23 protein-coding genes are annotated in these 23319 nt (G+C 69.3%); 17 read left to right on the top strand and 6 right to left on the bottom strand.

The window, feature by feature from the left end:
* Window positions 1-18: 18 nt before the first annotated feature.
* Entirely contained in the window at window positions 19-1023 is a 1005-nt protein-coding gene (gene epmB / locus ACW7GZ_RS06085; RefSeq protein ID WP_457008396.1) for an EF-P beta-lysylation protein EpmB, read from the bottom strand.
* A gap of 60 nt (window positions 1024-1083) precedes the next feature.
* Here epmB and efp point away from each other — a divergent pair, with 60 nt between their 5' ends.
* From efp to ACW7GZ_RS06040, 9 genes are all read left to right on the top strand, one after another.
* Window positions 1084-1650 (top strand): elongation factor P, encoded by a 567-nt coding sequence (gene efp, locus ACW7GZ_RS06080; protein ID WP_457003222.1) that lies wholly within the window; start codon window positions 1084-1086, stop codon window positions 1648-1650.
* Window positions 1651-1786: 136 nt separating this feature from the next.
* On the top strand, window positions 1787-2503 hold the full coding sequence (locus ACW7GZ_RS06075; RefSeq protein WP_457008394.1) for a PA3715 family protein: 717 nt from the start codon (window positions 1787-1789) through the stop codon (window positions 2501-2503).
* Entirely contained in the window at window positions 2500-3846 is a 1347-nt protein-coding gene (locus tag ACW7GZ_RS06070) for a TRZ/ATZ family hydrolase (RefSeq protein ID WP_457008392.1), read from the top strand. Before ACW7GZ_RS06075 ends, ACW7GZ_RS06070 begins: the two co-directional genes overlap by 4 nt.
* Before the next feature lie 44 nt (window positions 3847-3890).
* On the top strand, window positions 3891-4616 hold the full coding sequence (ubiG, locus tag ACW7GZ_RS06065; RefSeq protein WP_457008390.1) for a bifunctional 2-polyprenyl-6-hydroxyphenol methylase/3-demethylubiquinol 3-O-methyltransferase UbiG: 726 nt from the start codon (window positions 3891-3893) through the stop codon (window positions 4614-4616).
* Window positions 4613-5293, top strand: a complete 681-nt coding sequence (gene gph / locus ACW7GZ_RS06060; protein WP_457003230.1) for a phosphoglycolate phosphatase — start codon at window positions 4613-4615, stop codon at window positions 5291-5293. The genes ubiG and gph overlap by 4 nt, the downstream gene beginning before the upstream one ends.
* A complete protein-coding gene (locus ACW7GZ_RS06055) occupies window positions 5290-6012 on the top strand; it encodes a phytoene/squalene synthase family protein (protein ID WP_457008388.1) in 723 nt (240 codons plus the stop codon). The genes gph and ACW7GZ_RS06055 overlap by 4 nt, the downstream gene beginning before the upstream one ends.
* A gap of 99 nt (window positions 6013-6111) precedes the next feature.
* Entirely contained in the window at window positions 6112-7035 is a 924-nt protein-coding gene (gene folE2, locus ACW7GZ_RS06050) for a GTP cyclohydrolase FolE2 (protein ID WP_457008386.1), read from the top strand.
* 65 nt (window positions 7036-7100) lie between these two features.
* Window positions 7101-8795 carry a diguanylate cyclase gene (locus ACW7GZ_RS06045; RefSeq protein WP_457008384.1) on the top strand — a complete coding sequence of 565 codons (1695 nt, stop codon included), beginning with the start codon at window positions 7101-7103 and terminating at the stop codon, window positions 8793-8795.
* Entirely contained in the window at window positions 8792-9700 is a 909-nt protein-coding gene (locus tag ACW7GZ_RS06040) for a hypothetical protein (protein ID WP_457003237.1), read from the top strand. Before ACW7GZ_RS06045 ends, ACW7GZ_RS06040 begins: the two co-directional genes overlap by 4 nt.
* 31 nt (window positions 9701-9731) lie before the next feature.
* Here ACW7GZ_RS06040 and ACW7GZ_RS06035 read toward each other — a convergent pair whose 3' ends face one another.
* The 3 genes from ACW7GZ_RS06035 to yidD are packed head-to-tail and all read right to left on the bottom strand — an operon-like array spanning window position 9732 to window position 12153.
* The gene (locus tag ACW7GZ_RS06035; protein ID WP_457003970.1) at window positions 9732-10529 is read right to left on the bottom strand and encodes a M23 family metallopeptidase; all 798 of its coding nucleotides are present in this window, start codon (window positions 10527-10529) and stop codon (window positions 9732-9734) included.
* 56 nt (window positions 10530-10585) lie between these two features.
* A complete protein-coding gene (locus ACW7GZ_RS06030; RefSeq protein WP_457003239.1) occupies window positions 10586-11932 on the bottom strand; it encodes a dihydroorotase in 1347 nt (448 codons plus the stop codon).
* Window positions 11929-12153: a membrane protein insertion efficiency factor YidD gene (yidD, locus tag ACW7GZ_RS06025; RefSeq protein ID WP_457008382.1), complete on the bottom strand. Its 225-nt coding sequence runs from the start codon at window positions 12151-12153 to the stop codon at window positions 11929-11931. The genes ACW7GZ_RS06030 and yidD overlap by 4 nt, the downstream gene beginning before the upstream one ends.
* A gap of 281 nt (window positions 12154-12434) precedes the next feature.
* On the opposite strand from yidD, the gene dksA reads away from it, so the two are divergent.
* A complete protein-coding gene (gene dksA, locus ACW7GZ_RS06020; protein ID WP_457008380.1) occupies window positions 12435-13583 on the top strand; it encodes an RNA polymerase-binding protein DksA in 1149 nt (382 codons plus the stop codon).
* 192 nt (window positions 13584-13775) lie between these two features.
* The gene (locus tag ACW7GZ_RS06015; RefSeq protein ID WP_457003244.1) at window positions 13776-14297 is read left to right on the top strand and encodes a hypothetical protein; all 522 of its coding nucleotides are present in this window, start codon (window positions 13776-13778) and stop codon (window positions 14295-14297) included.
* Between the two features lie 81 nt (window positions 14298-14378).
* Here the strand turns inward: ACW7GZ_RS06015 and ACW7GZ_RS06010 are convergent, their stop codons facing one another.
* A complete protein-coding gene (locus ACW7GZ_RS06010; RefSeq protein ID WP_457003246.1) occupies window positions 14379-14822 on the bottom strand; it encodes a SufE family protein in 444 nt (147 codons plus the stop codon).
* A 4-nt stretch (window positions 14823-14826) separates the two neighbouring features.
* Window positions 14827-16269 carry a cysteine--tRNA ligase gene (gene cysS, locus ACW7GZ_RS06005; RefSeq protein WP_457008378.1) on the bottom strand — a complete coding sequence of 481 codons (1443 nt, stop codon included), beginning with the start codon at window positions 16267-16269 and terminating at the stop codon, window positions 14827-14829.
* Between the two features lie 101 nt (window positions 16270-16370).
* Here cysS and ACW7GZ_RS06000 point away from each other — a divergent pair, with 101 nt between their 5' ends.
* The 6 genes from ACW7GZ_RS06000 (at window position 16371) to argC (ending at window position 23255) form a co-directional block, all read left to right on the top strand.
* Window positions 16371-16880 carry a hypothetical protein gene (locus ACW7GZ_RS06000; protein WP_457003249.1) on the top strand — a complete coding sequence of 170 codons (510 nt, stop codon included), beginning with the start codon at window positions 16371-16373 and terminating at the stop codon, window positions 16878-16880.
* Window positions 16881-17109: 229 nt separating this feature from the next.
* A complete protein-coding gene (locus ACW7GZ_RS05995; protein ID WP_457003250.1) occupies window positions 17110-18129 on the top strand; it encodes an N-acetylornithine carbamoyltransferase in 1020 nt (339 codons plus the stop codon).
* Window positions 18130-18238: 109 nt separating this feature from the next.
* Entirely contained in the window at window positions 18239-19450 is a 1212-nt protein-coding gene (locus ACW7GZ_RS05990; RefSeq protein WP_457003252.1) for an argininosuccinate synthase, read from the top strand.
* A gap of 40 nt (window positions 19451-19490) precedes the next feature.
* Window positions 19491-20600 (top strand): acetylornithine deacetylase, encoded by a 1110-nt coding sequence (locus tag ACW7GZ_RS05985; RefSeq protein WP_457008376.1) that lies wholly within the window; start codon window positions 19491-19493, stop codon window positions 20598-20600.
* Window positions 20601-20914: 314 nt separating this feature from the next.
* Window positions 20915-22261 (top strand): acetylglutamate kinase, encoded by a 1347-nt coding sequence (locus ACW7GZ_RS05980; protein ID WP_457008374.1) that lies wholly within the window; start codon window positions 20915-20917, stop codon window positions 22259-22261.
* Window positions 22254-23255 (top strand): N-acetyl-gamma-glutamyl-phosphate reductase, encoded by a 1002-nt coding sequence (gene argC, locus ACW7GZ_RS05975; protein ID WP_457008372.1) that lies wholly within the window; start codon window positions 22254-22256, stop codon window positions 23253-23255. The genes ACW7GZ_RS05980 and argC overlap by 8 nt, the downstream gene beginning before the upstream one ends.
* Window positions 23256-23319 lie beyond the last annotated feature (64 nt).

Genomic DNA, 23319 nt, shown 5'->3' with positions numbered 1-23319 from the left:
GGTTGATGGCGACCGCGGTCACAGCGCGCGCTTGGACGCATCGCCGGCGACCTCGCGTACCAGGCGCGGGACAAGATAGCCCGGCAGGCGGGCCATCAGGGCCGCGTGCAGGTCGAGGGCGCGGGCGTCGTCGACCTCGAAGTGGGCGGTGCCGGCGACGCGGTCCAACTGATGCAGGTAGTAGGGCAGCACGCCGGCCTCGAAGCCGCGCTCGCAGAGCCCGGCCAGGGCGTCGACCGAGTCGTTGACCCCGGCCAGCAGCACCGCCTGGTTGAGGAGGCTGGCCCCGGTGCCGCGCAGCGCGGCCATGGCGGCATCCACCGTGGCGTCGAATTCATTGCCGTGGTTGGCGTGGACCACCACCGCCACCGGCCAGGGCAATCCGCGCAGCCAGGCCAGCAGTTCGTCGTCCACGCGCTCGGGCAACACCACCGGCAGCCGGCTGTGGATGCGCAGGCGGCGGACGTGGGGCACCGCGCGCAGCAGGTCGGTGAGGTCGGCCAGTTTGCGGGTCGCCAGCGACAGCGGATCGCCGCCGGACAGGATCACTTCGGTGATGCCGGGATCGGCCGCGATCGCCGCCACGGCGTCGGCCCAGCCGCCGGCGGCCGCGGTTTCTTCGGCATAGGGAAAGTGGCGGCGGAAACAGTAACGGCAGTTGATGGCGCAGCTGCCGGTGGCGACCAGCAGGGCGCGACCGTTGTACTTGTGGATGACGCCGCGGGCGGTCTTCGCGGCGGCGTCGCCGACCGCGTCCAGGCCGAAGCCGGGCACGCTGCGCAGCTCGTCCACGCGCGGCAGCACCTGGCGCAGCAGGGGGTCGTCGGGGTCTCCATGGCGCATGCGGGCGACGAAGCCGCGCGGCACCCGCAGGGCGAAGGCGGCCATCGCCGCCTCCGGTACCGCCGCCGCCTCCGCATCCAGCCCGAGCAGGCCCAGCAGCTCGCGCGGGTCGCGCACCGAGGCGCGCCACGCCTGCTGCCAGCCGGGTGGCTGCATGGAAAGGGGGGCTGCGGGTATCATTTCCCACATAGTCTAGCCGCTCGCGCGGCCGACCCCGCCGAACACTTCGCAGGAGCACGCATGGCCAGCCATGGCATGAACGACGTCAAGAACGGAATGAAGATCCTCGTCCACGGGGAACCCGCGATCATCACCGACACCGAGTACGTCAAGCCGGGCAAGGGCCAGGCGTTCACCCGCGTGAAATACCGCCTGATCAAGTCGGGCCGGGTGCAGGAAGTGACCATGAAGGCGACCGACTCGATGGAAGCGGCCGACGTGGTTGATACCGACATGCGCTACCTGTACGCCGACGGCGAGTACTGGCACTTCATGGACCCGGAGAGCTTCGAGCAGGTCCAGGCCGACAAGGCCGGCATGGCCGGCGCGGAGAAGTGGCTCAAGGGCGAGGAAGATTGCGTGGTCACGCTCTGGAACGGCAGCCCGATCCAGGTCACGCCGCCGAACTTCGTCGAGCTGAAGATCACCGAGACCGACCCTGGCGTGCGCGGCGACACCTCTGGCGGCGGCGGCAAGCCGGCGACGCTTGAGACCGGCGCCGTGGTTCGCGTGCCGCTGTTCGTCAACCAGGACGAGCTGGTCAAGGTCGACACGCGCTCTGGCGAATACGTCGGCCGGGTCAAGTAAAACCGTGACGGCCGGGCCTGGTCCGACACGGCGTATCCGGAGCAGCACCGCCTGGGTCCTGGCCGCCGCGCTTGCGGCCGCCTGGGTCCCTGCGCTGGCCGCGCCCGGCGCTTGCCCGGACGGCGTCGTCGAGTCGATGCGGACGTCCGATGCCTTCGGCGAACCCTTCGCGTCGGAGTACCTGATGAACATCGTGGCGGAGGCCTGCAAGGCCTGGCCGTACGATCCGGGCCGCCTGCTGGTGGCGGCGGCCTATTCGACCGACGAGAGTTTTTCCGGAAACAGGGAGCTGCAGATCCGGGTGGCGGTGCTGGATGCGCAGGACCTCCGCTTCCTGGCCGGCCACGCCTGGAAGGAATCGGAAGATGCCGGCTTCAAGCTTCTCGACCACGCCCTGACCCTGGATACCGCCCGCTACGACCTGGCCCCTGGCGTCCGTGCCTTCGGCGTCATCGTCGGGAACGCGGCCGCGGGGCGCGGCTGCCCCGACTACCGCTACGACCGCGAACTGCGGCTGTTCGTGGTGGATGGCGGCCGGCTGCGGCCGGTGCTGCGTCAACACCTCGATGCATGGATGCGGGTGGAGGGCGAGCCCTGTGCCCCCTCGATGGCGCCGCTGGTCACCGACCAGGCCGACATCATGCTGGCGATGGGCGAACAGCTGCATGCCGGCTACCGGGACATCCGCCTGTCCGCGCGGATCAGCCGGGCGTCGAGCGGATCCGACGCGACCGCGCTGCGCACCGAACGCGGCATGCTGCGATATGACGGCCGGCAGTACCGGCTCCTTGGTGAGGACGACGCGTTCTGGTCCGGCCCTCCCGGCCTTCGCGAATGGAGAGATATCCCGTGAATTCCACTGCCCCTGAAGCCTGCGACCTGCTGGTCGAGGCCGGATACGTCGTCCCGGTCGAACCGCACGGCGTGGTCCTCGAGGACCATGCGGTGGCCGTGCACGGAGGCACCATCGTCGCCGTGTTGCCACGGGCCGAAGCGCGCGCGCGCTTCGCGCCGGCCGAGGTGGTGTCGCGTCCCGACGGGGTGCTGGTGCCGGGCTTCGTCAACGCCCACACCCACAACCCGATGACGCTGATGCGCGGCATCGCCGACGACCTGCCGCTCAAGACCTGGCTGCAGCAGCACATCTGGCCGATCGAGGCCGCGGTGATGGCGCCGGACTTCGTCGCCGACGGCGTCACGCTTGCGATCGCCGAGATGCTGCGCGGCGGCACCACCTGCTGCAACGAGAACTACTTCTTCCCCGACGTGCAGGCCGCGGTGTACAAGCGCCACGGCTTCCGCGCCCGCGTGGGCCTGCCGGTGATCGACTTCCCGACCGCCTGGGCCTCGGGTGACGACGAATACTTCGACAAGGCCGGCGTGGTCCACGATCAGTGGCGCGGCGACCCGCTGATCGCCATGTCCTTCGTGCCGCACGCGCCATACACGGTCAACGACGCCAACTTCGAGCGCGTGCGCATGCTCGCCGACCAGCTCGACATCCCGGTGCACCTGCACCTGCACGAGACCGCGCAGGAGGTCGAGCAGTCGATCAAGGATTACGGCCAGCGCCCGCTCGCGCGCCTGGATCGCCTGGGCCTGGTCAACGACCGCCTGATCGCGGTGCACATGACCCAGCTGACCGAGGCCGAGATCCACCTCTGCGCCGAGCGCGGCGTGAGCGTGGTGCATTGCCCGGAGTCCAACCTCAAGCTCGCGTCCGGCTTCTGCCCGGCCTGCGCGCTGGAGCGGGCCGGGGTCAACCTCGCCATCGGCACCGACGGCTGCGCCAGCAACAACGACCTCGACATGGTTGGCGAAACGCGCACGGCGGCCCAGCTTGCGAAGGCGGTGGCGCAGGACGCCGCGGCGTTCGATGCCTTCACCGCGCTGCGTGCAGCGACCTTTGGCGGCGCGAAGGCGATGGGCTTCGACCATCTGGTCGGTTCGCTGGAGCCGGGCAAGCAGGCCGACATGGCCTGCTTCGACTTCAGCGACCTCGAGACCCAGCCGCTGCACCATGTGGTGTCGCAGCTGGTCTATGCCGCCGGGCGCCACCAGGTCTCCGACGTCTGGATCGGTGGCGTCACCAAGCTGCGCGAGCGCGAGCTGGTCGACATCGACACCGCCGCCGTGGTCGCCAACGCCCGCCAGTGGCGTACGCGCATGGCCGGCATCCGCACCGGCGCCGGCTGAGCCGCGCCGGCGCGAACCACCCCGATCATCCAGAGCACGTCGCCATGACCGCCTCGCCCCAGGGCACGCAGAACTTCCGCCAGTCCGAACTCGACAAATTCGCCGAGCTCGCCAACCGCTGGTGGGATCCCGAAGGCCCGCAGAAGCCGCTGCACGCGCTCAACCCGGTGCGCCTGGGCTATGTGGCCGCGCGCAGCCCGCTGGCCGGTGCCAGGGTGCTCGACGTCGGCTGCGGCGCGGGCCTGCTGAGCGAGGCCATGGCGCGCGACGGCGCCGAAGTCACCGCGCTGGACCTCGCGCCGGACCTGATCAAGGTCGCGCGGCTGCATGCGCTGGAGTCGGGCGTATCGGTCGATTACCGGGTGCAGGCGGTGGAGGCGCTGGCCGCCGAGGCCGCCGACAGCTTCGATGCAGTGACCTGCATGGAGATGCTTGAACACGTCCCGGACCCGGGCGCGATCATCGAAGCCTGTGCGCGGCTGCTGAAGCCGGGCGGCCGGCTGTTCGTCTCAACCCTCAACCGCACCCCGGCGGCGTTCGCGCTGGCGATCGTCGGTGCCGAGTACGTGGCCCGCCTGCTGCCGCGCGGCACCCACCAGTACCGCGACTTCATCCGGCCTTCCGAACTCGGTGCCTGGCTGCGCGCAGCGGGGCTGGAGCTCGAGGACGTCCGCGGCATCGCCTACGAACCCTGGGCCAACCGCGCGCGGCTGTCGTCGCGGACCGACGTCAACTACCTGGCCGCGGCGCGCAAGCCGGACGCGGCATGAGCGGCATCGCCGCCCGCACCCGCTTCCCGCGCTGCGTGCTGTTCGATCTCGACGGCACGTTGCTCGACAGCGCGCCGGACATGGCCGCGACGGTGAACCGCATGCGCACGGCGCGCGGTGCGCCGTCGATGCCGCTGGCCGACCTGCGGCCGCACGTCTCCAAGGGTGCACGCGCGATGAGCGCGGCGGCCTTTCCGGAGCTCGCCGGCGAAGTGCCGCCCGACATGATCAAGGAGTTCCTGGCCGTCTACGGCGAAGAACTCGGCCGCCACGGCGCGGCCTTCGACGGCATCGAAGCGATGCTGGCCGCGCTGGAGGCCGACGGCGCGCGCTGGGGCATCGTCACCAACAAGCCCGAGTACCTCGCGCGCGGCCTGATGCCGGCATTGGGCTGGGAAACGCGCAGCGGCGTGCTGATCGGTGGAGACACCCTTGCCGAGCGCAAGCCGCATCCGCTGCCGCTGCTGCACGCCGCCGAAGCGATGGGTTTCGCAGTGGCCGACTGCGTCTACGTCGGCGATGACGAGCGCGACATCCTCGCCGCGCGCGCCGCTGGCATGCGTTCGCTGGTCGCGCTCTGGGGCTACCGCCTGCAGCACGACGATCCGCTCGCCTGGCAGGCCGATGCGATGGCGGAAACACCAGCGGACCTGCTTGATCCGGACATCTGGCCGTGAGCATCGACGTCGACATCCGCGACGAGGCGGCGAGCTTCGTCGACAAGTGGCGCGCGCGCTGGCCGGAGTGGTCGGTGGCGATGGCCTTCGTGGCGAAGGACCGGCAGCCGCTGGCCGAAGCCTGGTTCACCCTGCTGCAGGAGCTCATCGACGCGGCCTGGGGCGGCGGCGATCCGACGCCGGGACTGGCCAAGCTCGCCTGGTGGCAGGAGGAGCTGGGCGGCTGGGCGAAGGGTGCGCGACGCCATCCGCTGGGCGCGCTGCTGCAGCCACGTTCCGCGCCCTGGCTGCAGCTGGGCCGGGCGCTGCCGGACCTGCGCGCGCTGCGTGGAGGCGATGGCGTCGATGACATCGTGGGTCCCGGCGCCGCGGCCGTTGGAGCGGACCCGGCGCAGGGCAGCGATGCCGGGAACGCCGGCCATGCGTTCGCCGCCGCCGTCGCAGACTGCGAAGCGGTGCTGTTCGATGGTCGCGCCTCCGACGTCGAGGCCGCCGCTGTTGTATTGCGCAGCCTGTTGGCCGAACGAAGCCTGATGCGCGGCGCGCCAATGGATCCGATAGCCACGGCTGATCCATCGTCCCCCGCGCCGCGTCCGGGATGCAGGGCGCGTGGCGTGCAGGCAGCCCTGGTGGAGGCGCGGCTTGCGCGTCCCGGCGCGGCGCTGCCGCCGCTGCGCGTGCTGCTCGCGGCCTGGCGCGGCGCGCGCAGGGCCGGCTGAATCGCGGCCAGGATCAACGCCTGCGACATGCAGCGTTTCGCCGGTCCGGCACCGGTGCGCGGTTAGAATTGCGGACCGTTCTCATTTGCAGGGTTCCGCGTGACTTCTTCCAGCCCGTCCCCGGCGTTGCCCGACGTCGCCTACGATCGTGCCGCCGCGGCCCGTCCGCTCGACTGGGTCGGCATGCGCCGCGTCGCGCTGCCGCTGTGCGTGGCCGGCGAGGGCGGGCAACCGCAGCAGGTGCCGGCCTGGGCCGACATCGGCGTGGACCTGGCCAGCGCCGAAACCCGCGGCATCCACATGTCGCGCCTGTACCTGTTGCTGCAGGACCGGCTTCCGGTGGAGCCGCTGACCGCATCCTCGCTGCGCGCACTGCTGCGCGACTGCATCGATTCGCAGGCGGGCGTTGCCACCACCGCGCGCCTGGGCCTGCGCTGGGAGCAGCTGCTGAAGCGCCGCGCGCTGGCCAGTGACAACGCCGGCTGGAAGTCCTATCCGGTGGAGGTCGACGCCAGCCTGTCGCCTTCGGGCGCGGAGATCGTGCTCGCCTTTGGCGTCGAATATTCCAGCACCTGCCCGGCCTCGGCTGCGCTGTCGCGCCGCGCCAATGCCGACGTCTTCGAAACCGATTTCGCCGATGACCAGGCACCGTCCAAGGTCGACGTGCACGCATGGCTCGGCTCCGGCCGCGGCATGGCCGCCACGCCGCACGCCCAGCGCAGCCGCGCCGATGTGCGTGTGACCCTGCGCGACGACGTCGACGCGCTGCCGCTGCTGGAACTGGTCGACGCCATCGAGGCCGCGCTCGGCACCCCGGTGCAGACGGCGGTGAAGCGCGAGGACGAACAGGCTTTCGCCCGCGCCAATGCGGAAAACCTCATGTTCTGCGAGGACGCGGCCCGCCGCGTCGCCGCTGTCGTTTCGACCAGTCCGCGCGTCGCCCGCTTCGACGTGACCGTGTCGCATTTCGAGAGCCTGCATGCCCATGACGCCGTTGCGCGGGTGACGGGTGTGGTGGGATAGGCGAAGGCTTTTTTGCCACGGCTGAAGAGCTCTTCTGCAGCCGCGGCCCGGGGTAGGATTGCGCCATGGGGAGGATCCGGGGAGTCAAACGCCAGTCCTGGTCGTGCAGCGTCTGGCTGTGCATCGCATTGCTGTGCGCGTGGACGGGCGCCGCGGCCAATCCCGTGATCGTGCTGCAACCGCTGCCCGGCGAACATGACTCCAGCGAGGTTCTGTCCGGCGCCCTGAATGACCGCCTCGGCCCGCCGGTGGCACCCGTTATCAGGGCGTCCAGGGGCGAGGTGAGCTGGTGGCGGCTCACGACTCGCGAACCGCTGGGCACCGACGGCCAGCCGAAGCTGATGCTGCGCGCGCCCTACCTCAACCAGGTGCAGGCGTGGGCGCCCGGCGGCGACCAGCCCGCGCGCCATGCGCTGTACGGCAGGCACGCGGACCCCAGCCACTCGCCCCGCGCCCTCGTCGTGGACCTGCCGCAGGGCATCCCGGCGGGGCAGGCGGTGTGGCTGCGGATCTCCACCGCATCCTCGCTGCAGATGCCGGTTTCGATCGAACCGCTCGATGTCGTGCATCGCGACGACCTGTTCCATGCCAGCTGGCGGGCGTCCGTACTGTCGGTGCTGCTGGTCCTTGCCCTGCTGGCCTTCGCGTTCCGCTTCGGAACCGGTGATCCAAGCTTTGCCTGGTTCGGTGCGATGCTTTGTTTCGCGGTGCTGTACATGGTCTCGCTGAGCGGCGATTTCCGCTTGCTGCCGGGTGCCGATGCGCTTTTCGGAAGTACGAATCGTGTCAACCGCGTCGCCGGAGGGCTCGGCATCGTCTGCAGCAACCTCTTCCAGCGCGCATATCTCGACCTTCGCGGCAAGCTGCCACGCCTGGACCGGATGCTGTGGGCGACCACCGCCATGGCGGCGGTAGCAGGTATCGGCAGCATCTTTGGCGACGCAGTGTGGCTGGGGCGCCTCGGCAACGTTGGACTGATCCTGTCCGCAACCGTGCTGCTGTCGGGGAGCACGGTGCTGGCGCTGCGCGGCGATCGTCCCGGGCGCGTGGTGATGGCGTCCTGGCTGCCGCTGATGCTGTTCACCACATTGATGGCGAGCGAGATGATGGGGCTGTGGGCGGGTCCGACGTGGCTGCCCCAAGGCCTGGCCGGCGCCTTTGCCCTCGCCGGGCTGCTGCTGACCATCGGTCTGGCGGACAAGTTGCTCGAGCTCCGCCGTGACCGCGACCAGGCCAGTGCGCTGGCACGCGCGGACGAACTTACTGGCCTGCTCAACCGCACCGGCATCGAGGTCGAGCTGCGCCGGGCGATCCAGGGGGCGATGGAAAAGGACGAGCCGGTGAGCATCGCCTTCCTCGACATCGACAATTTCAAGACGATCAACGACGTGCACGGGCACGGCATCGGCGACCAGGGCCTGCGCATCGTCTCCAAGCGCGTGCGCAACCAGCTGCGCCTGGGGGATGTCATTGGCCGCTATGGCGGCGATGAGTTCCTGGCGGTGTTGCCAGGCGCCGGCCTCGGCGAGGCACTGGACGTGGCCGGGCGCATGCTTGCATCAGTCAACGGCCGCCCGCTGCTGATCGACATGCTGCGGCTGGACGGCAGCCTGAGCATCGGCGTGGCGGAATACGTGGCCGGCGAATCCGCCGAGGCGCTGGTCGAGCGCGCCGACGCCGCGCTGTACGTCAGCAAGCAGGGCGGGCGCAACCGCGTCTCGAGTGCAGGGGACGGCCAGCCGGCCACGGCCACATCATGACCAGCAAGACAACCGGAGACAGCATGGACACGATCGCGATTGACAGCCTGCAGGAAGGCGACATCCTGTTGATGATGGGTGATGGGCCGTTGTCGGACCTGATCGCCTGGGCCAGCGACGGCACGTACAGCCATGCGGCGATGGTCGTGGACCAGGGCGAATTGATCGAGGCCTCGCTGTCCGGGGTGCGGCGCTATCCGCTTGCGAAGCGCCTGGGCGAGGTCGACCACTACCATTGGATCGACGCCTTCCGCGCCCATGATGACCAGGGCCGTCCTTTCGATTCCGGCGAGCGCCGCCTGGTTCGCGAACACGCGCAGGCCCTGCTGGGTGCCCCGTACCCGGTCGATCAGCTGGCGCTGTTCGGCGCGATCATGGCGCTGCGCGGGAAGTGGCCCGTCCACCCCTGGGCACGCCAACTCGTGCGCCTGGCGCTGGACCACGCCGTCCCGTCCGAATCCCCGGCGATGCTCTGCAGCGAAGTCGTCTATCGCAGCTGGGCCGAGTGCGCGGTGGAGCCGCGCGGCCGGCTGGCGCCGCGGATCATCGAGGGCGAACGCGGCAGGGCGCCGTTCCCCGAAATCGACTGGAAAAGGCTGATCGACGAGATGGGCCCGCTGCTGGGCACAGGCACCGCGGAAGCGGTTGCCCGCGGTACCGGCCCGGGATTCCGCAGCGCCGAAGCCCTGTTCGAAGAGGGCGAAGATATTTCCGACGAGGCCCTGGACCAGGCAAGCCGGCGGGTCCTCTCGCAGCTGCAGCCGGACAACCACGGCCTGATGCGCAGCGCAGGCGCTGGCGCCAGCCTGGCCCACGCTCCGAACCCGCGCCTGGTCTCTCCGCAGGACCTTGCGAACTCGCCCGGTGCGGGGCTTCTGGGCCGCTTGATGCAACGCCCTGGTTGAGAGCCCGCGGAAAAGCAGATTGTCCTAGCTTTCAAGGCCTCTCCAGCACCAGCAACGGATCCACCCGCACGTTGAACCAGTTCATCCCCCAGTGCAGGTGCGGTCCCGTGGCGCGGCCGGTAGCGCCGACGGCGGCGAAGGCCTGGCCCTGCTCGACGCGGTCGCCCACGGTGACGTCGATGCGTGAAAGGTGCAGGAAGTTGGAGCTCACGCCGTGGCCGTGGTCGATCACCACGGTGCCGCCGGTCAGGTAGAGGCCCGGGTCGGCGAAGGTGACGATGCCGGCGGCCGGGGCCTTCACCGGGGTGCCGGTGGGGGCGGCGATGTCCATGCCGGAATGGCCGGCGCCTGGCTTGCCGTTGTAGATCCGGCCGCTGCCGAAGCGGCCGCTGATGCGGCCCTCGACCGGACGGGTGAAGCGCTGGGCAAAGTCGGGGCGGTCGTCGTCGCGGGTGCGTGCGGCGGTCACCTTGGCCTGCTCGCGGCGGATGCGCTCGGCGATCGCCGGTGGCGGGTCGACGGTCTTTGGCGGCACCCCGTTGACGCGTTCCATCGGCCAGTCGCGCGGGTCGACGAGGATGCTGGCCTCCGTGCGGCTGCCGTCGGGGCGGGTCACCGCCACCCGCAGCGGGCCGCTGGCGTCGCGACCGACGCCGAACACCACGGTGCCGTAGCCGGTGCTGCGCAGGGTGCGGCCGTCGTACTCGACGCGGCTTCCCGGCGGCACCTTGCCCAGGACCAGAGCGCCCTGCTGCACGCGTTCGGGAAACGCCACGCGCAGGTCCGCCGCCGTGTCGGCCGCGGCCACCGCAGGCACCGCCTGGGCCATGGCCAGCGCCCAGGGCAGGGAGGACAGCAGGCCGACGAACAGCGCTGCGGTCACCTTCATCGCGCGAATTCCAGCCGGCGGCCGTTCGGCGCACCGACCAGCCGGGCGCCATCCCAGGCCAGTTCGCCGTTGACCCAGGTCGAGGCGATGCGCGAGCGGAAGGTCGTGCCCTCGAAGGGCGACCAGCCGCACTTGGACAGCACGTCTTCGCGCTTCACGGTGAACGGCACGTCCTCCACCAGCACCAGGTCGGCGTGGTAGCCCTCGCGCAGGAAGCCGCGCTCGGCGACGTCGAACAGCTGCGCCGGGGCGTGGGCGAACTTCTGCACCACGCGCGCGGCGTCGAAATGGCCCTCGTGCACGCATTCAAGCGCCGCCACCAGGGCGTATTGCACCAGCGGCAGGCCGCTGGGCGCGCGCGTATACGGCGCCTGCTTCTCTTCCCAGGTGTGCGGGGCATGGTCGGTGGCGAGCACGTCGATGACGTCGTCGGCCAGGGCGCGCAGCAGCGCTTCGCGGTCGCTGGCGTCCTTGATCGCCGGGTTGCATTTGATCTGGTGGCCCAGGCGCGCGTAGTCGGCGCGGTCGAAGCGCAGGAAGTGGATGCAGGTCTCGGCGGTGATGCGCTTGCGCAGCCGGCCGTCGGCGTCGACCAGCGGGCCGGCCTCGAACAGCGCCAGCTCGTCGGCGGTGGAGATGTGCAGCACGTGCAGCCGGGTGTCGTGGCGGCGCGCCAGCTCCAGCGCCAGGCGCGTGGACTTGATGCAGGCCTCGCGCGAGCGGATGTCGGGATGGCAGGCGGCGGGAATGTCGTCGCCGTACTTCTCCCGGTAGCGCGCCTGCTCGGCGTCGATCATCGGGGTGTCTTCGCAGTGGGTGATGATCGGCACCGGGGTGTCGCGGAAGATGCCGTCGAGGGTCTCCGGATCGTCCACCAGCATGTTGCCGGTGGAGGCGCCCATGAACACCTTCAGCCCCGGCGTGGCCCGCGGGTCGATGGCGCGCACGGCCTCCAGGTTGTCGTTGCTGGCGCCCATGTAGAAACCATGGTTGGCGTGGGCGCGGCCGGCGGCGCGCTGGTATTTGTTCTCCAGCGCCGCGGCATCAAGGGTCGGGGGGCTGGTGTTGGGCATGTCCATGAAGCTGGTCAGGCCGCCGGCCACGGCCGCCGCGGACTCGGTGGCCATGTCGGCCTTGTATTCCATGCCCGGTTCGCGGAAATGCACCTGGTCGTCGATCATGCCCGGCAGCAGCCGGCGCCCCTCGGCATCGACCATGGTTTCGCCGGCGCGCGGCGCCAGGCTGCCGATGGCGTCGATGCGGCCGTCGCGGATGCGCAGGTCGGCATCGAATTCGCGGCCTTCATTGACCAGGCGCGCATTGAGGATGAGGGTGTCGGTCATGGCGGGTTTCCGTCGTCGCGCGGCGGGACCGGGTCCATGCCGCCGGGGTTGAGGGGGTGGCAGCGCCCGACGCGCTTCGCGGCCAGCCAGCTTCCACGCAGGGCGCCGTGCAGCGCAATGGCCTGCATGGCGTATTCCGAGCAGGTCGGCAGGAAACGGCAGCGCGGACCGAGCAGCGGGCTGAGCCAGCGTTTATAGCCGCGCAGCAGCGCGATGAGCATGCGGTCGATCAAGGGGGCGCCGGATAAAAGTGGGGTGCGCGGCGCGCCGCGGTTGCCGCTGCAGTCAGGGCAGGGTATAACAGCCCGCTTTCCCGTCCAAGCGCCGGGAGTGTGGCGCCGGCCACGAGCGCGTCCTCAAAAACGCTACCGGTGGCCGGACACGTCAGTCGTCGCCGCGATGCGGCCACGTACCGCTGGATGCCCCACTTCCGCTGCATTGGCCGGTGGCCGGCCGCGTGGAGCGGACCGGCAACCCACTTCTACAAGAAGGATCGCCGAACGTGGCAGTGAAGAAGACCGTCAAGAAGGCCGCGAAGGCCGTCAAGCCCACAGCGAAGAATGGCGCTTCGAAGCAGGCCGCTTCAAAGAAGGCCGCGCCGAAGAAGGTCGCGCCGAAGAAGGCGGCCCCGAAGAAGGCGGCCCCGAAGAAGGCTGCGCCGACGAAGGCCGCCCCGAAGAAGGCCGCCCCGAAGAAGGCCCTCGCGGCAGCGCCGGCCAAGGGCGCCGCGAAGAAGGCGCCGGCGAAGGCCGCGGTGAAGAAGGCGCCGGTGAAGGCCGCGGTGAAGAAGATCGCGAAGCCTGCGGCAAAGAAGGCGGCAGTGAATAAAACGTCGGTTGAAAAGACCCCAGTGAAGAAGGTGGCTGTGAAAAAAGTTCCGGTGAAGAAGGTCGTGGAAAAGAAGGCCGCGGCCAGCAAGCCCGCCCCGGTGGCGAAAAAGGCCGTCGTGAAGAAGGCTGTCGTGAAGAAGGCGGTGGCGAAGAAGGCCGCTCCGCCGGTGAAGAAGGCGGCTGCGACGAAGGTCGCCGCCAGCGCGCCGGTCGCGAAGAAGGCCGCGCCCGCGGCCCGGAAGGCGACCGCCAAGCCTTCGACCAAGGTCGGCCAGGTGCCACCGGCACGCAAGATCCCGGCACGTCCGGCGGGTAAGGTGGCGGTCGCCGTGACCAACAGGCCCGCCACCACTCCGGCGCCGAAGACCCGCTACAAGACCATTCCCCACAAGATCGACGAGGCCACCGGCCGTCCGATCCTTCCGGCGGGCTACAAGCCCGGCCCGGACGAGGAATACATGAGCGCGCTGCAGCTCGAGTACTTCCGCCAGCGCCTGGCGGACTGGCGCGCCGACCTCGTGGACGAGTCCAAGCAGACCATCGAGAACCTCAAGGACGAAGTGCGCGACGTTGGCGACGACGCGGAGCGTGCCACGCGCGAAACCGAGAATTCCCTGGAGCTGCGTACCCGCGATCGCTACCGCAAGCTGATCGGCAAGATCGACAGCACGCTCAAACGCGTGGATTCGGGTGATTACGGCTTCAGCGTCGACTCCGGCGAAGAAATCGGCCTGGATCGCCTCGAGGCCCGCTTGACCGCCGAGCGCACCATCGACGAGCAGGAGCGCTGGGAGCACCTGCAGAAGCAGATCGGCGACTGAGGCTGCTGCGTCATCGAGTCCCACGGAAAACCCCGCGCAGGCGGGGTTTTTCTTTGGCCCTTCTCCCGGCTGGGAGAGAAGCGTGTCCCGCGCGCAAATGTCCTGAAACAGGTTGCAGCGTCGTCTATGTCAGGCGGGGCAACGGTCCATTCCCGCGGGTTGTCCCGGGGGCAGTCGATCAGGATGCCACGCATGAAGTTCTCCAGCACCTGTTGTTTCGCAGCGATGCTGTCGGTGGGCGTTTGCGCGTCCGCGATGCCAGCACAGGCCGACGCGGCGACGGTGGAGCGCGCCTACGTACACAACGGCGGTAGTGCCTGCACAGGTGCGCTGCCCACTTACGAAGGCGCACTTCGCAAACGTCCGAAAGCCATTGCCAACGAGGGAGCAAGCATCGCCTTCGTCACCTGCTCCGCCGTGTGGGACGACGCAAACCCCTCCAACCCATTCAAGGTGGCGGCAAGCGTGACCAATCGCGGCACTGCAGCGGCCACCCTGTCGTGCACGTTCGTCAATGGGAACGAGTTCTACGGCTCGGTCTCCACTCCGGCCACGATCAGCGTGCCGGCCGGTGGATTCAGCGTGATCGGTTGGGATCCGGTGCTGCCGGCAACCCAGTTCCCGTTCAGTGCCGCAAGCATCAGCTGTGCGCTGAGGCCTGGCATGGAAATCAACTACTTCGGCCAGCAAGTCCACCAAGAAGTCGGTCTCTAGGCAATCGCGTACCGTGTCAGTGGGCCGGCGCGCCCGGCGTCGCCCCGTGGGTGGGGGCGACGGAACCCGGCCCGCTTCCGCTTACGCCTGTGCGCGCTGCGCCGCGTCGCGGATGAAGGCGAGCAGGGCGGCCAGGCCGTTGCTGCGGGTCGGCGACAGGTGCTTGGCCAGGCCGATGTCGGCGATGTAGGACGGGTCGTTGGCCAGGATTTCCTGCGCGCTGCGCCCGGAGTAGACGCGCAGCGCGAGATACACCAGTCCGGAGACGATGGCCGAGTCACTGGCGGCGGCGAAGTCCAGTCGCGAGGCATCGCCCGAAGGCACGATCCAGACCATCGACTGGCAACCGTGCAGGCGGTGCGCCTCGGTGCGGAATTCAGCGGGGAATTCAGGCAGCTTGCGGCCGAGGTCGATCAGGTACTGATAGCGCTCGGACCAGTCGCTGAAGAAGGCGAATTCGTCGCGGATCGTGGCCTGGGCTTCGGCGGCGGTGGTTTCGATCGGGAAGTGTGTCCTGGCATCCATGGGTTCAGCCTCGCTTCCAGCGTACGCCCTGCGGCGTGTCTTCAAGAAGAATGCCCTCGCCGGCAAGCTGGTTGCGGATGGCGTCGGCGCGGGCGAAGTCGCGCGCCTGCTTGGCCGCACCCCGCTCGTCGACCAGGGCCTGGATGCGGGCGTCGTCATCGCCGGAGGTGCCGCGGGCGAACCAGGCTGCCGGTGCCTGCTGCAGCAGGCCGAGCGCGCGGCCGCCGGCGCGCAGGCTGGCGCCGAGCGTGGCCAGCGCCAGCAGCGGGCCGTCGCCGCTGGCGTCACCGTTGGCGATCGTGCTGCGCAGCACGCGCGCGTTGCCGGCGATCGCCGCCAGCTCCGCCAGCGCCTGCGGGGTGTTCAGGTCATCGTCGAGCGCGGCTTCGATGGCATTCGGGATCGCGACGTCCACCGGGGCGGCGATCCCGCCGTCCACGGCGCCGTGCTGCGCCAGCAGCGCATCGACGTCGCGCAGCGTCCCGTACAGCCGGTCCAGCGTGCGCACGCTCTGCTCGACCAGGCCGTCCGACCACTCCAGCGGCTGCCGGTAGTGCGCCGACATCAGCGCGTGGCGCAGCGCCTCGGGCGGATGGCGCTGCACCAGGTCGTGGACCTTCTCGATGTTGCCCACCGACTTCGACATCTTGGCGCCGCCGAAGTTGAGCATGCCGTTGTGCAGCCAGAAGCGCGCGAAGGGCGCGCCACCGTGGGCGCACTCGCTCTGCGCGATCTCGTTCTCGTGGTGGGGGAACTGCAGGTCGACGCCGCCGGCGTGGATGTCGATGGTCTCGCCCAGGTGGGCGGCGGCCATCGCCGAGCATTCGATGTGCCAGCCAGGGCGGCCGCGGCCCCAGGGCGAGTCCCAGCCGGGCAGGTCGCCGGTGGAGGGCTTCCAGAGCACGAAGTCGCCCGGGTCGCGCTTGTACGGCGCCACGTCCACGCGCGCGCCGGCGAGCATGTCATCGAGCTCGCGGCGGGAGAGCTTGCCGTAGCCGTCGAAGCTGGCGACCGCGAACAGCACGTGGCTTTCGGCGGCATAGGCGTGGCCGCTTTCGACCAGCCGTTCGATCATGGCGATGATCTCGGCGATGTGCGCCGTGGCTTCGGGTTCGATGTCCGGCGGTGCCACGCCCAGGGCGGCCATGTCTTCGCGGTAGGCGGCGGCGAAGCGGTCGGTGATGGCCGAGATCGGCACGCCCTGCGCGGCGGCGGCGGCGTTGATCTTGTCGTCGACGTCGGTGATGTTGCGGGCGTAGGCCAGCGCGCCGAAGCGGCGGCGCAGGACGCCGGCCAGCACGTCGAACACCACCGGCCCGCGGGCGTTGCCGATGTGCACGTAGTTGTAGACCGTGGGCCCGCAGACATACATCGTGGTGCGGGCGGGGTCGCGTGGCTGGAAGGCCTCGAGCGTGCGGCTGAGGCTGTTGAAGAGTCGGAGGGTCATTTCGCGGGCCGCTTGGCAGACCCGGGATTCTACCGGCGGGGCGCCGTGACAGCCACGATTCAGCCCTCCGGCAGGCCCAGCGCCTACACTCCGCGTTCACCATGCCTGCCTACTTTCCCGCAAAGCGGTGGCTGCCGCTGCTTCTGGCCCCCGCGCTCCTGGTCCCGGTGTTCGCGGCGCAACCCGCGTGGGCGCAGCACACGGTGATCCAGGACGAGAACGTGCGCTACGAGTACGCCCAGGTACTGCGCGCGGAGCCGGTCTACCAGACACTGCGCGCCACCAGCATGGTCGAGCGCTGCGAGCAGTCGAGCCTGGTCCAGCCCGAGGACAGCGAGGAGCGGCGCGGCTTGTCGCGCGTGGTCGGCGCCGTCCGCGACGTGTTGACCCCCGGGAACCGCCGCGATGCGGCGCCGGATACCGACGGTGACGGCGAGGGCGACTGCCGCATGGTGCCGGTGGAGCGCGAGTTCCGCCGCCCGATCGCCTATGACGTCGACTACGTGGTCCGCGGGGTGAAGTACCGCTCGCGGCTGCCGCGCGACCCGGGCAACCGGCTCCGGGTGAAGGTGGCGGTCACCCCGGTCGTGCCCGAAGGCAACGACGACTGAAGGCCTTGCCCGCTGCTGGCCGGCATGGGAAGATCGCTGCAATGCAACACGCCGACGCCCGAGTCCACGACCTCCTGACCTCCGCCCGCATGGCGGCAGGCATGACCTCGCGCGCGCGTCGACCGGAATCCGACCTTTCCCTGGGTTAGACCGGACCGCAGCTGTGTTCCGTCGTTCGAAGCCCGGCCCGAGCCGGGCTTTTTCGTTTCCGTTTCCCATGGACCAAGCCATGACTCCCACGCCGCAGCACTTCCTCAACACCCAGGACTGGACCCGCGCCCAACTCGACGCTGTGCTCGCCGAGGCCGCGCGCATGAAGCGCGAGCCGATCGGCGATGCGCTGAAGGGCAAGTCGATCGCCCTGGTGTTCTTCAATCCATCGATGCGCACCCGCACCAGCTTCGAGCTCGGCGCCTTCCAGCTCGGCGCGCACGCGGTGGTGCTGCAGCCGGGCAAGGATGCCTGGCCGATCGAGTTCGAGCTGGGCACGGTGATGGACGGCGAGACCGAGGAACACATCGCCGAGGTCGCGCGCGTGCTGAGCCAGTACGTCGACATGATCGGCGTGCGCGCCTTCCCGAAGTTCATCGACTGGGCGGTGGACCGCGAGGACCGGGTGCTGAAAGGCTTCGCGAAGTACGCCACGGTGCCGGTCATCAACATGGAGACCATCACCCATCCCTGCCAGGAGCTGGCGCATGCGCTGGCGCTGCAGGAGCACTTCGGCACCAGCGACCTGCGCGGGAAGAAGTACGTGCTGACCTGGACGTATCACCCGAAGCCGCTCAACACCGCGGTCGCCAATTCTGCGCTGACCATCGCCACGCGGATGGGCATGGACGTGACCCTGCTGTGCCCGACGCCGGAGTACGTGCTGGACGGGCGCTACATGGATTGGGCCGAAGCCAACGTGGCCGAGAGCGGCGGCTCGCTGGCCGTCAGCCACGACATCGAATCCGCCTACGCCGGCGCCGACGTGGTCTACGCCAAGAGCTGGGGCGCGCTGCCGTACTTCGGCAACTGGGCCCCGGAGAAGCCGGTCCGCGACCAGTACCGGCACTTCATGGTCGACGAGGCCAAGATGGCGCGCACCAACGGTGCCGTCTTCAGCCACTGCCTGCCGCTGCGCCGCAACGTCAAGGCCAGCGACGCGGTCATGGACTCGCCGGCCTGCATCGCCGTGCAGGAGGCGGGGAACCGGCTGCACGTGCAGAAGGCGGTGATGCGCACGCTGGTGGGCGCGCGCTGACGGTCTACCCACCATCCCCCGACTCTTATGGGAGCGGCTATAGCCGCGATCCGGCGACAACGATCGCGGCTGCAGCCGCTCCCACAGTTCCCCCATCCAGAGATCCGACATGACCGCTTCCGCTTCCGAATCCAAAGACATCGTCCTCGCCTTCTCCGGCGGCCTCGACACCAGCTTCTGCGTGCCGTGGCTGCAGGAGCGCGGCTGGGCCGTGCACACCGTCTTCGCCGACACCGGCGGCGTGGACGCGGCCGAGCGCGAGGCGATCGAAGCGCGGGCGGCCGAGTTGGGCGTGGCCAGCCACGTCACCATCGACGGCGGCCCGGCGATCTGGGAGGGCTTCGTGAAGCCCTTCGTCCACGCCGGTGAGGCCTACCAGGGCCAGTACCCGCTGCTGGTCTCCGACCGCTACCTGATCGTCGACGCCGCGCTGGCGCGCGCGAAGGACCTCGGCACCAACGCGATCGCCCACGGCTGCACCGGCATGGGCAACGACCAGGTGCGCTTCGACCTCGCGGTCAAGGCCAGCGGCGACTACCGCATCGTGGCGCCGATCCGCGAGATCCAGAAGGAACACACGCAGACGCGCGCCTACGAACAGGCCTACCTGGAAGCGCGGGGCTTCGGCGTGCAGTCCAGGCAGAAGGCCTACACCATCAACGAGAACCTGCTGGGCATCACCATGTCCGGCGGCGAGATCGATCGCTGGGAAGCGCCGGGTGAGGGCGCGCGCGGCTGGTGCGCGCCGCGCAGCGCCTGGCCGGCCGAGCCGCTGCAGGTCGCGCTGCGCTTCATCGGTGGCGAAGCAGTGGCGATCGATGGCCAGGACATGCCGGGCGAACAGATCCTGGCCCGGCTCAACCGCATGTTCGCCTCCTATGGCGTCGGGCGCGGCATGTATACCGGCGACACCACCATCGGCCTGAAGGGCCGCATCGTGTACGAAGCGCCGGGATTGGCCGCGCTGCTGGTCGCGCATCGCGCGCTCGAGGAAGCCGTGCTCAGCAAGCAGCAGAACCGCTTCAAGCCCGACGTCGGCCGCAAGTGGGTGGAGCTGGTGTACGAAGGCTTCTACCACGACCCGCTGAAGACCGACCTCGAGGCCTTCCTGGCCTCGTCGCAACGCATGGTCAACGGCGAGGTGATGCTGGAAACCCGCGGCGGGCGGGTCGACGCCGTGGCCGTGCGTTCGCCGCACATCCTCAACGCCAGCGGTGCCACCTATGCGCAGTCCGCCGACTGGGGCGTGGAAGAGGCCGAAGGCTTCATCAAGCTGTTTGGCATGAGCAGCACCCTGTGGGCCGAGGTCAACAGGTCGTGACCGGATTCTCTGGCAGCGCTTCCCACAGGAGTCTGGCGTCGTGATCGACAGGGTTCTTGAACACCTGGCCGCGCTGGTGTCTTTCGATACCCGCAATCCGCCGCGGGCGATCGGCACCGGCGGCATCTTCGACTACATCCGCGCGCAGCTGCCGGACTTCGAAGTGACCGTGACCGACCACGGCGCCGGCGCGGTGTCGCTGTTCGCGCGCCGCGGCGCTCCGTCGCTGCTGTTCAACGTGCACCTGGACACGGTGCCGGATTCGCCGGCGTGGACGGCCGATCCGCACGTGCTGCGCGTCGAAGGCGACCGTGCGATCGGCCTCGGCGCCTGCGACATCAAGGGCGCGGCCGCGTGCCTGGTCGCGGCTGCGCAGGCCGTGGACGGCGATGCCGCCTTCCTTTTCTCCAGCGACGAGGAGGCCAACGACCCGCGCTGCATCGCTGCCTTCCTGGCCACCGACCACGGCTTCCGCCAGGTGCTGGTGGCCGAGCCCACCGGTTGCGAGGCCGTGCTCGCCCATCGCGGCATCGCCGCCGTGCAGCTGCGTTTCCACGGCGAGGCCGGCCATGCCTCGGGCGCGCAGGCGCTCTCGGCGAGCGCCGTGCACAAGGCGATGCGCTGGGGCGTGGATGCATTGGCGCTTGCCGAAGCCGAGGCCCACCAGCGCTTCGGCGGCCTGACCGGCTTGCGCTTCAACATCGGTCGCGTCGAAGGCGGCATCAAGGCCAACGTGATCGCGCCCGCGGCCGAAGTGCGCTTCGGATTTCGTCCGCTGCCTTCGCACGATGTGGCGCAGCTGCACGCGCGCTTCCAAGCCCTGGCGCCGGAAGGCAGCGACTACACCGCCACCTTCCACGGCCCTTCGCTGCCCGCGGGCGACACCGCAGCCGCCGAAGAACGCCGCCTGGCCGCCCGCGACCTGGCGGAAGGCTTCGACCTGCCCATCGGCAACGCCGTCGACTTCTGGACCGAAGCCTCGCTGTTCTCCGCCGCCGGCCTCGACGCCATCGTCTTCGGACCCGGCCACATCGCCCAGGCCCACACCGCCGATGAATGGGTGTCGCTTGACCAACTGCGCACCTATGCCGCGGCGGTGGTGGGGATCATTAAAAGCCAGAGCATTTCAGCCACGGATTTGCGCGGATGAACGCGGATAAAGCAAAGACAGAAAAGGAGCGCTCTTTTGCCACGGATTCGCGCGGATTACGCGGATTGGGTCAAGGCGAGTTCGAAGAGGAAATCCCTGTGAAACATGTGTTGTGGGGCAGGGCGCGATAATTCGGCTGGCCTCGCCATGATCCGCGTAATCCGCGCAAATTCGCGGCAAAAAGGGCTCTTGCTCCACCCGCGTTCATCCGCACGATCCGTGGCATAAAGGCCGTTGCTCTATCCGCGTTCATCCGCGCAAATCCGTGGCAAAAAAGCTTTTGCCTCTCTCCCAGCCCCACGAAGCAGCAACCCATGCAAGCACACGTACAGACCCGCCAGACCATCGTTCGACTGTTGTCGGGGATGGGCAGCGCGAAAGAGATCAGCCAGTACCTGAAGCGCTTTTCGCAGCTGGATGCGAAGCGCTTCGCGGTGGTGAAGGTCGGCGGCGCGGTGCTGCGCGACGACCTCGAGGCGCTGACCTCGTCGCTGGCCTTCCTGCAGCAGGTGGGGCTGACGCCGATCGTGGTCCACGGCGCCGGGCCGCAGCTCGACCAGGCGATGCGCGAGGCCGGCATCGAGAAGCGCACCATCGACAACCTGCGGCATACCGATGCCGCGGGGCTGGCGATCGTGCGCCGGGTGATGCGGCAGCAGAACCTGCGCCTGGTCGAGGCACTGCAGGTGGAGGGCGTGCGCGCGACCTCGATCCAGTCGGGCGTGTTCGAGTGCAGCTTCCTCGACCGCGAGCGCTACGGCCTGGTGGGCCAGGTGGTGCGCGTGGACACCGACGGCATCGGCGCGGCGATCAAGGCCGGTTCGATCCCGGTGATCACCTCGCTTGGCGAGACCGCCGAAGGCCAGATCGTCAATGTCAACGCCGACTGGGCCGCCAACGAGCTGATCAAGGCCATCCAGCCCTACAAGATCGTCTTCCTCACCGGCACCGGCGGCCTGCTGGGTCCGGATGACAAGGTGATCGATTCGATCAACCTCAGCACCGAGTACGAGGAACTGCTGGCGCAGCCCTGGCTGCACTCGGGCATGCGCCTGAAGATCGAGCAGATCCACGATCTGCTGATGGTGCTGCCGCCGTCATCGTCGGTGTCGATCACCCGGCCCGACCAGCTGGCGCGCGAGCTGTTCACCCACAAGGGCTCCGGCACCCTGGTGCGTCGCGGCGAGCGCGTGCTGCGTGCGGCCGCCTGGAGTGAGCTCGACCTGTCGCGGCTGCGGATGCTGATCGAGTCGGCCTTTGGCCGCAGCCTGCTGCCGGACTATTTCGAGCGCACGCCGCTGCTGCGGGCCTATGTCAGCGAGAACTACCGTACCGCCGTGATCCTGACCGAAGTCGACGGCGTGCCCTATCTCGACAAGTTCGCCGTGCTCGACGATGCCCAGGGCGAAGGCCTGGGGCGCGCCGTCTGGCAGGTGATGCGCGAAGAAACACCGAGCCTGTTCTGGCGCTCGCGCAACGGCAACGCGGCGAATGCCTTCTACTATTCCGAGTCCGACGGATGCTTCAAGCAGGACATGTGGAAGGTGTTCTGGTACGGCATGGACAAGTTCCCGGAGATCGAGCGCGCGGTCGCCCACTGCGCCACGCGCCCGGCCACCCTGGTGGATGTGAAAGAGAAGGAGGAGGGCTTCGATGGCTAGGACCGTTGGCATCGTGGGCGCGCGCGGGCACACCGGCGCCGAACTGATCCGGCTGCTGGCCGCGCATCCCGGCTTCGAGCTCGCGGCGGTGTCATCGCGTGAGCTCGACGGGCAGCGCGTGTCCGACCATGTACCCGAGTATCGCGGCGAGCTGCGCTACCGGAGCCTCGCGCATGAGGAACTCGGTGGCCTCGGGCTCGATGCCTGGATACTGGCGCTGCCGAACGGCAAGTCGGAGGCCTGCATCGCATCGCTGGGCACGGCAGGCGCTCACGCCGATACCGATGCCGACGTCGATGTCCAGGCCGATGCCGTCGACGCCGATGGCCCGGTGATCGTCGACCTTTCGGCCGATCACCGCTTCAGTGACGCCTGGTACTACGGCTTGCCGGAACTCACGCGCGGCACGTACGCGGGCCAGCGTCGCATCGCCAATCCCGGTTGCTACGCCAGTGCCATGCAGCTTGCGGTGGCGCCGATGCTCGGCCTGATCGAGGGCCCGGTGCAGTGCTTCGGCGTGTCCGGCTACTCCGGCGCCGGCACCACGCCGTCGGACCGCAACAACGCCGACAAGCTCCGCGACAACCTCATGCCTTACGCGCTGGTGGACCACCTGCACGAGCGCGAGGTCACCCACCACCTGGGCACGCCGGTCGAGTTCATGCCGCACGTCGCGGCGCACTTCCGCGGCATCACCCTGACCGCGAACATGCACCTGCGCGAGCCGATCGCCCTCGACGCGGTCGCGGCCCGCTACCACGCGCGCTACAACGCCGAACCGCTGCTGCGCGTCACCGACGACGCACCCTGGGTCAGCGCCATCGCCGGCCGCCACGGCGTCGAAGTCGGCGGCTTCACGCTGTCGGCCGACGGTCGCCGGCTGGTGGTGGTGTCCACGCTCGACAACCTGCTCAAGGGCGCCGCCACCCAGGCGTTGCAAAACCTCAACCTCGCCTTCGGCTACCCCGAGACCCAGGGCATCCCGTTCGACTGATCACCCATGCCGCTGACCACCGCCCCACGCCCTCACCACCGCGACCACCATCAGCCCCCTTGTG

The sequence above is a fragment of the Luteimonas sp. A537 genome, assembly GCF_054052065.1.
Note: the sequence above shows the minus strand (reverse complement) of the source record. Positions and strands in the feature narration are given on the sequence as shown.

What these genes read in the sequence shown, in the direction of transcription:
- ACW7GZ_RS06045 (WP_457008384.1), top strand. Translation starts at nt 7,101, where the DNA reads ATGGGGAGGATCCGGGGAGTCAAACGCCAGTCCTGGTCGTGCAGCGTC.
- ACW7GZ_RS06000 (WP_457003249.1), top strand. Translation starts at nt 16,371, where the DNA reads ATGCCTGCCTACTTTCCCGCAAAGCGGTGGCTGCCGCTGCTTCTGGCC.
- ACW7GZ_RS06075 (WP_457008394.1), top strand. Translation starts at nt 1,787, where the DNA reads ATGCGGACGTCCGATGCCTTCGGCGAACCCTTCGCGTCGGAGTACCTG.
- yidD (WP_457008382.1), bottom strand. Translation starts at nt 12,153, where the DNA reads ATGCTCATCGCGCTGCTGCGCGGCTATAAACGCTGGCTCAGCCCGCTG.
- ACW7GZ_RS06040 (WP_457003237.1), top strand. Translation starts at nt 8,792, where the DNA reads ATGACCAGCAAGACAACCGGAGACAGCATGGACACGATCGCGATTGAC.
- ACW7GZ_RS06035 (WP_457003970.1), bottom strand. Translation starts at nt 10,529, where the DNA reads ATGGCCCAGGCGGTGCCTGCGGTGGCCGCGGCCGACACGGCGGCGGAC.
- ACW7GZ_RS06010 (WP_457003246.1), bottom strand. Translation starts at nt 14,822, where the DNA reads ATGGATGCCAGGACACACTTCCCGATCGAAACCACCGCCGCCGAAGCC.
- ubiG (WP_457008390.1), top strand. Translation starts at nt 3,891, where the DNA reads ATGACCGCCTCGCCCCAGGGCACGCAGAACTTCCGCCAGTCCGAACTC.
- ACW7GZ_RS06015 (WP_457003244.1), top strand. Translation starts at nt 13,776, where the DNA reads ATGAAGTTCTCCAGCACCTGTTGTTTCGCAGCGATGCTGTCGGTGGGC.
- epmB (WP_457008396.1), bottom strand. Translation starts at nt 1,023, where the DNA reads ATGATACCCGCAGCCCCCCTTTCCATGCAGCCACCCGGCTGGCAGCAG.
- argC (WP_457008372.1), top strand. Translation starts at nt 22,254, where the DNA reads ATGGCTAGGACCGTTGGCATCGTGGGCGCGCGCGGGCACACCGGCGCC.
- ACW7GZ_RS05990 (WP_457003252.1), top strand. Translation starts at nt 18,239, where the DNA reads ATGACCGCTTCCGCTTCCGAATCCAAAGACATCGTCCTCGCCTTCTCC.
- gph (WP_457003230.1), top strand. Translation starts at nt 4,613, where the DNA reads ATGAGCGGCATCGCCGCCCGCACCCGCTTCCCGCGCTGCGTGCTGTTC.
- ACW7GZ_RS06030 (WP_457003239.1), bottom strand. Translation starts at nt 11,932, where the DNA reads ATGACCGACACCCTCATCCTCAATGCGCGCCTGGTCAATGAAGGCCGC.
- ACW7GZ_RS05980 (WP_457008374.1), top strand. Translation starts at nt 20,915, where the DNA reads ATGCAAGCACACGTACAGACCCGCCAGACCATCGTTCGACTGTTGTCG.
- ACW7GZ_RS05995 (WP_457003250.1), top strand. Translation starts at nt 17,110, where the DNA reads ATGACTCCCACGCCGCAGCACTTCCTCAACACCCAGGACTGGACCCGC.
- cysS (WP_457008378.1), bottom strand. Translation starts at nt 16,269, where the DNA reads ATGACCCTCCGACTCTTCAACAGCCTCAGCCGCACGCTCGAGGCCTTC.
- efp (WP_457003222.1), top strand. Translation starts at nt 1,084, where the DNA reads ATGGCCAGCCATGGCATGAACGACGTCAAGAACGGAATGAAGATCCTC.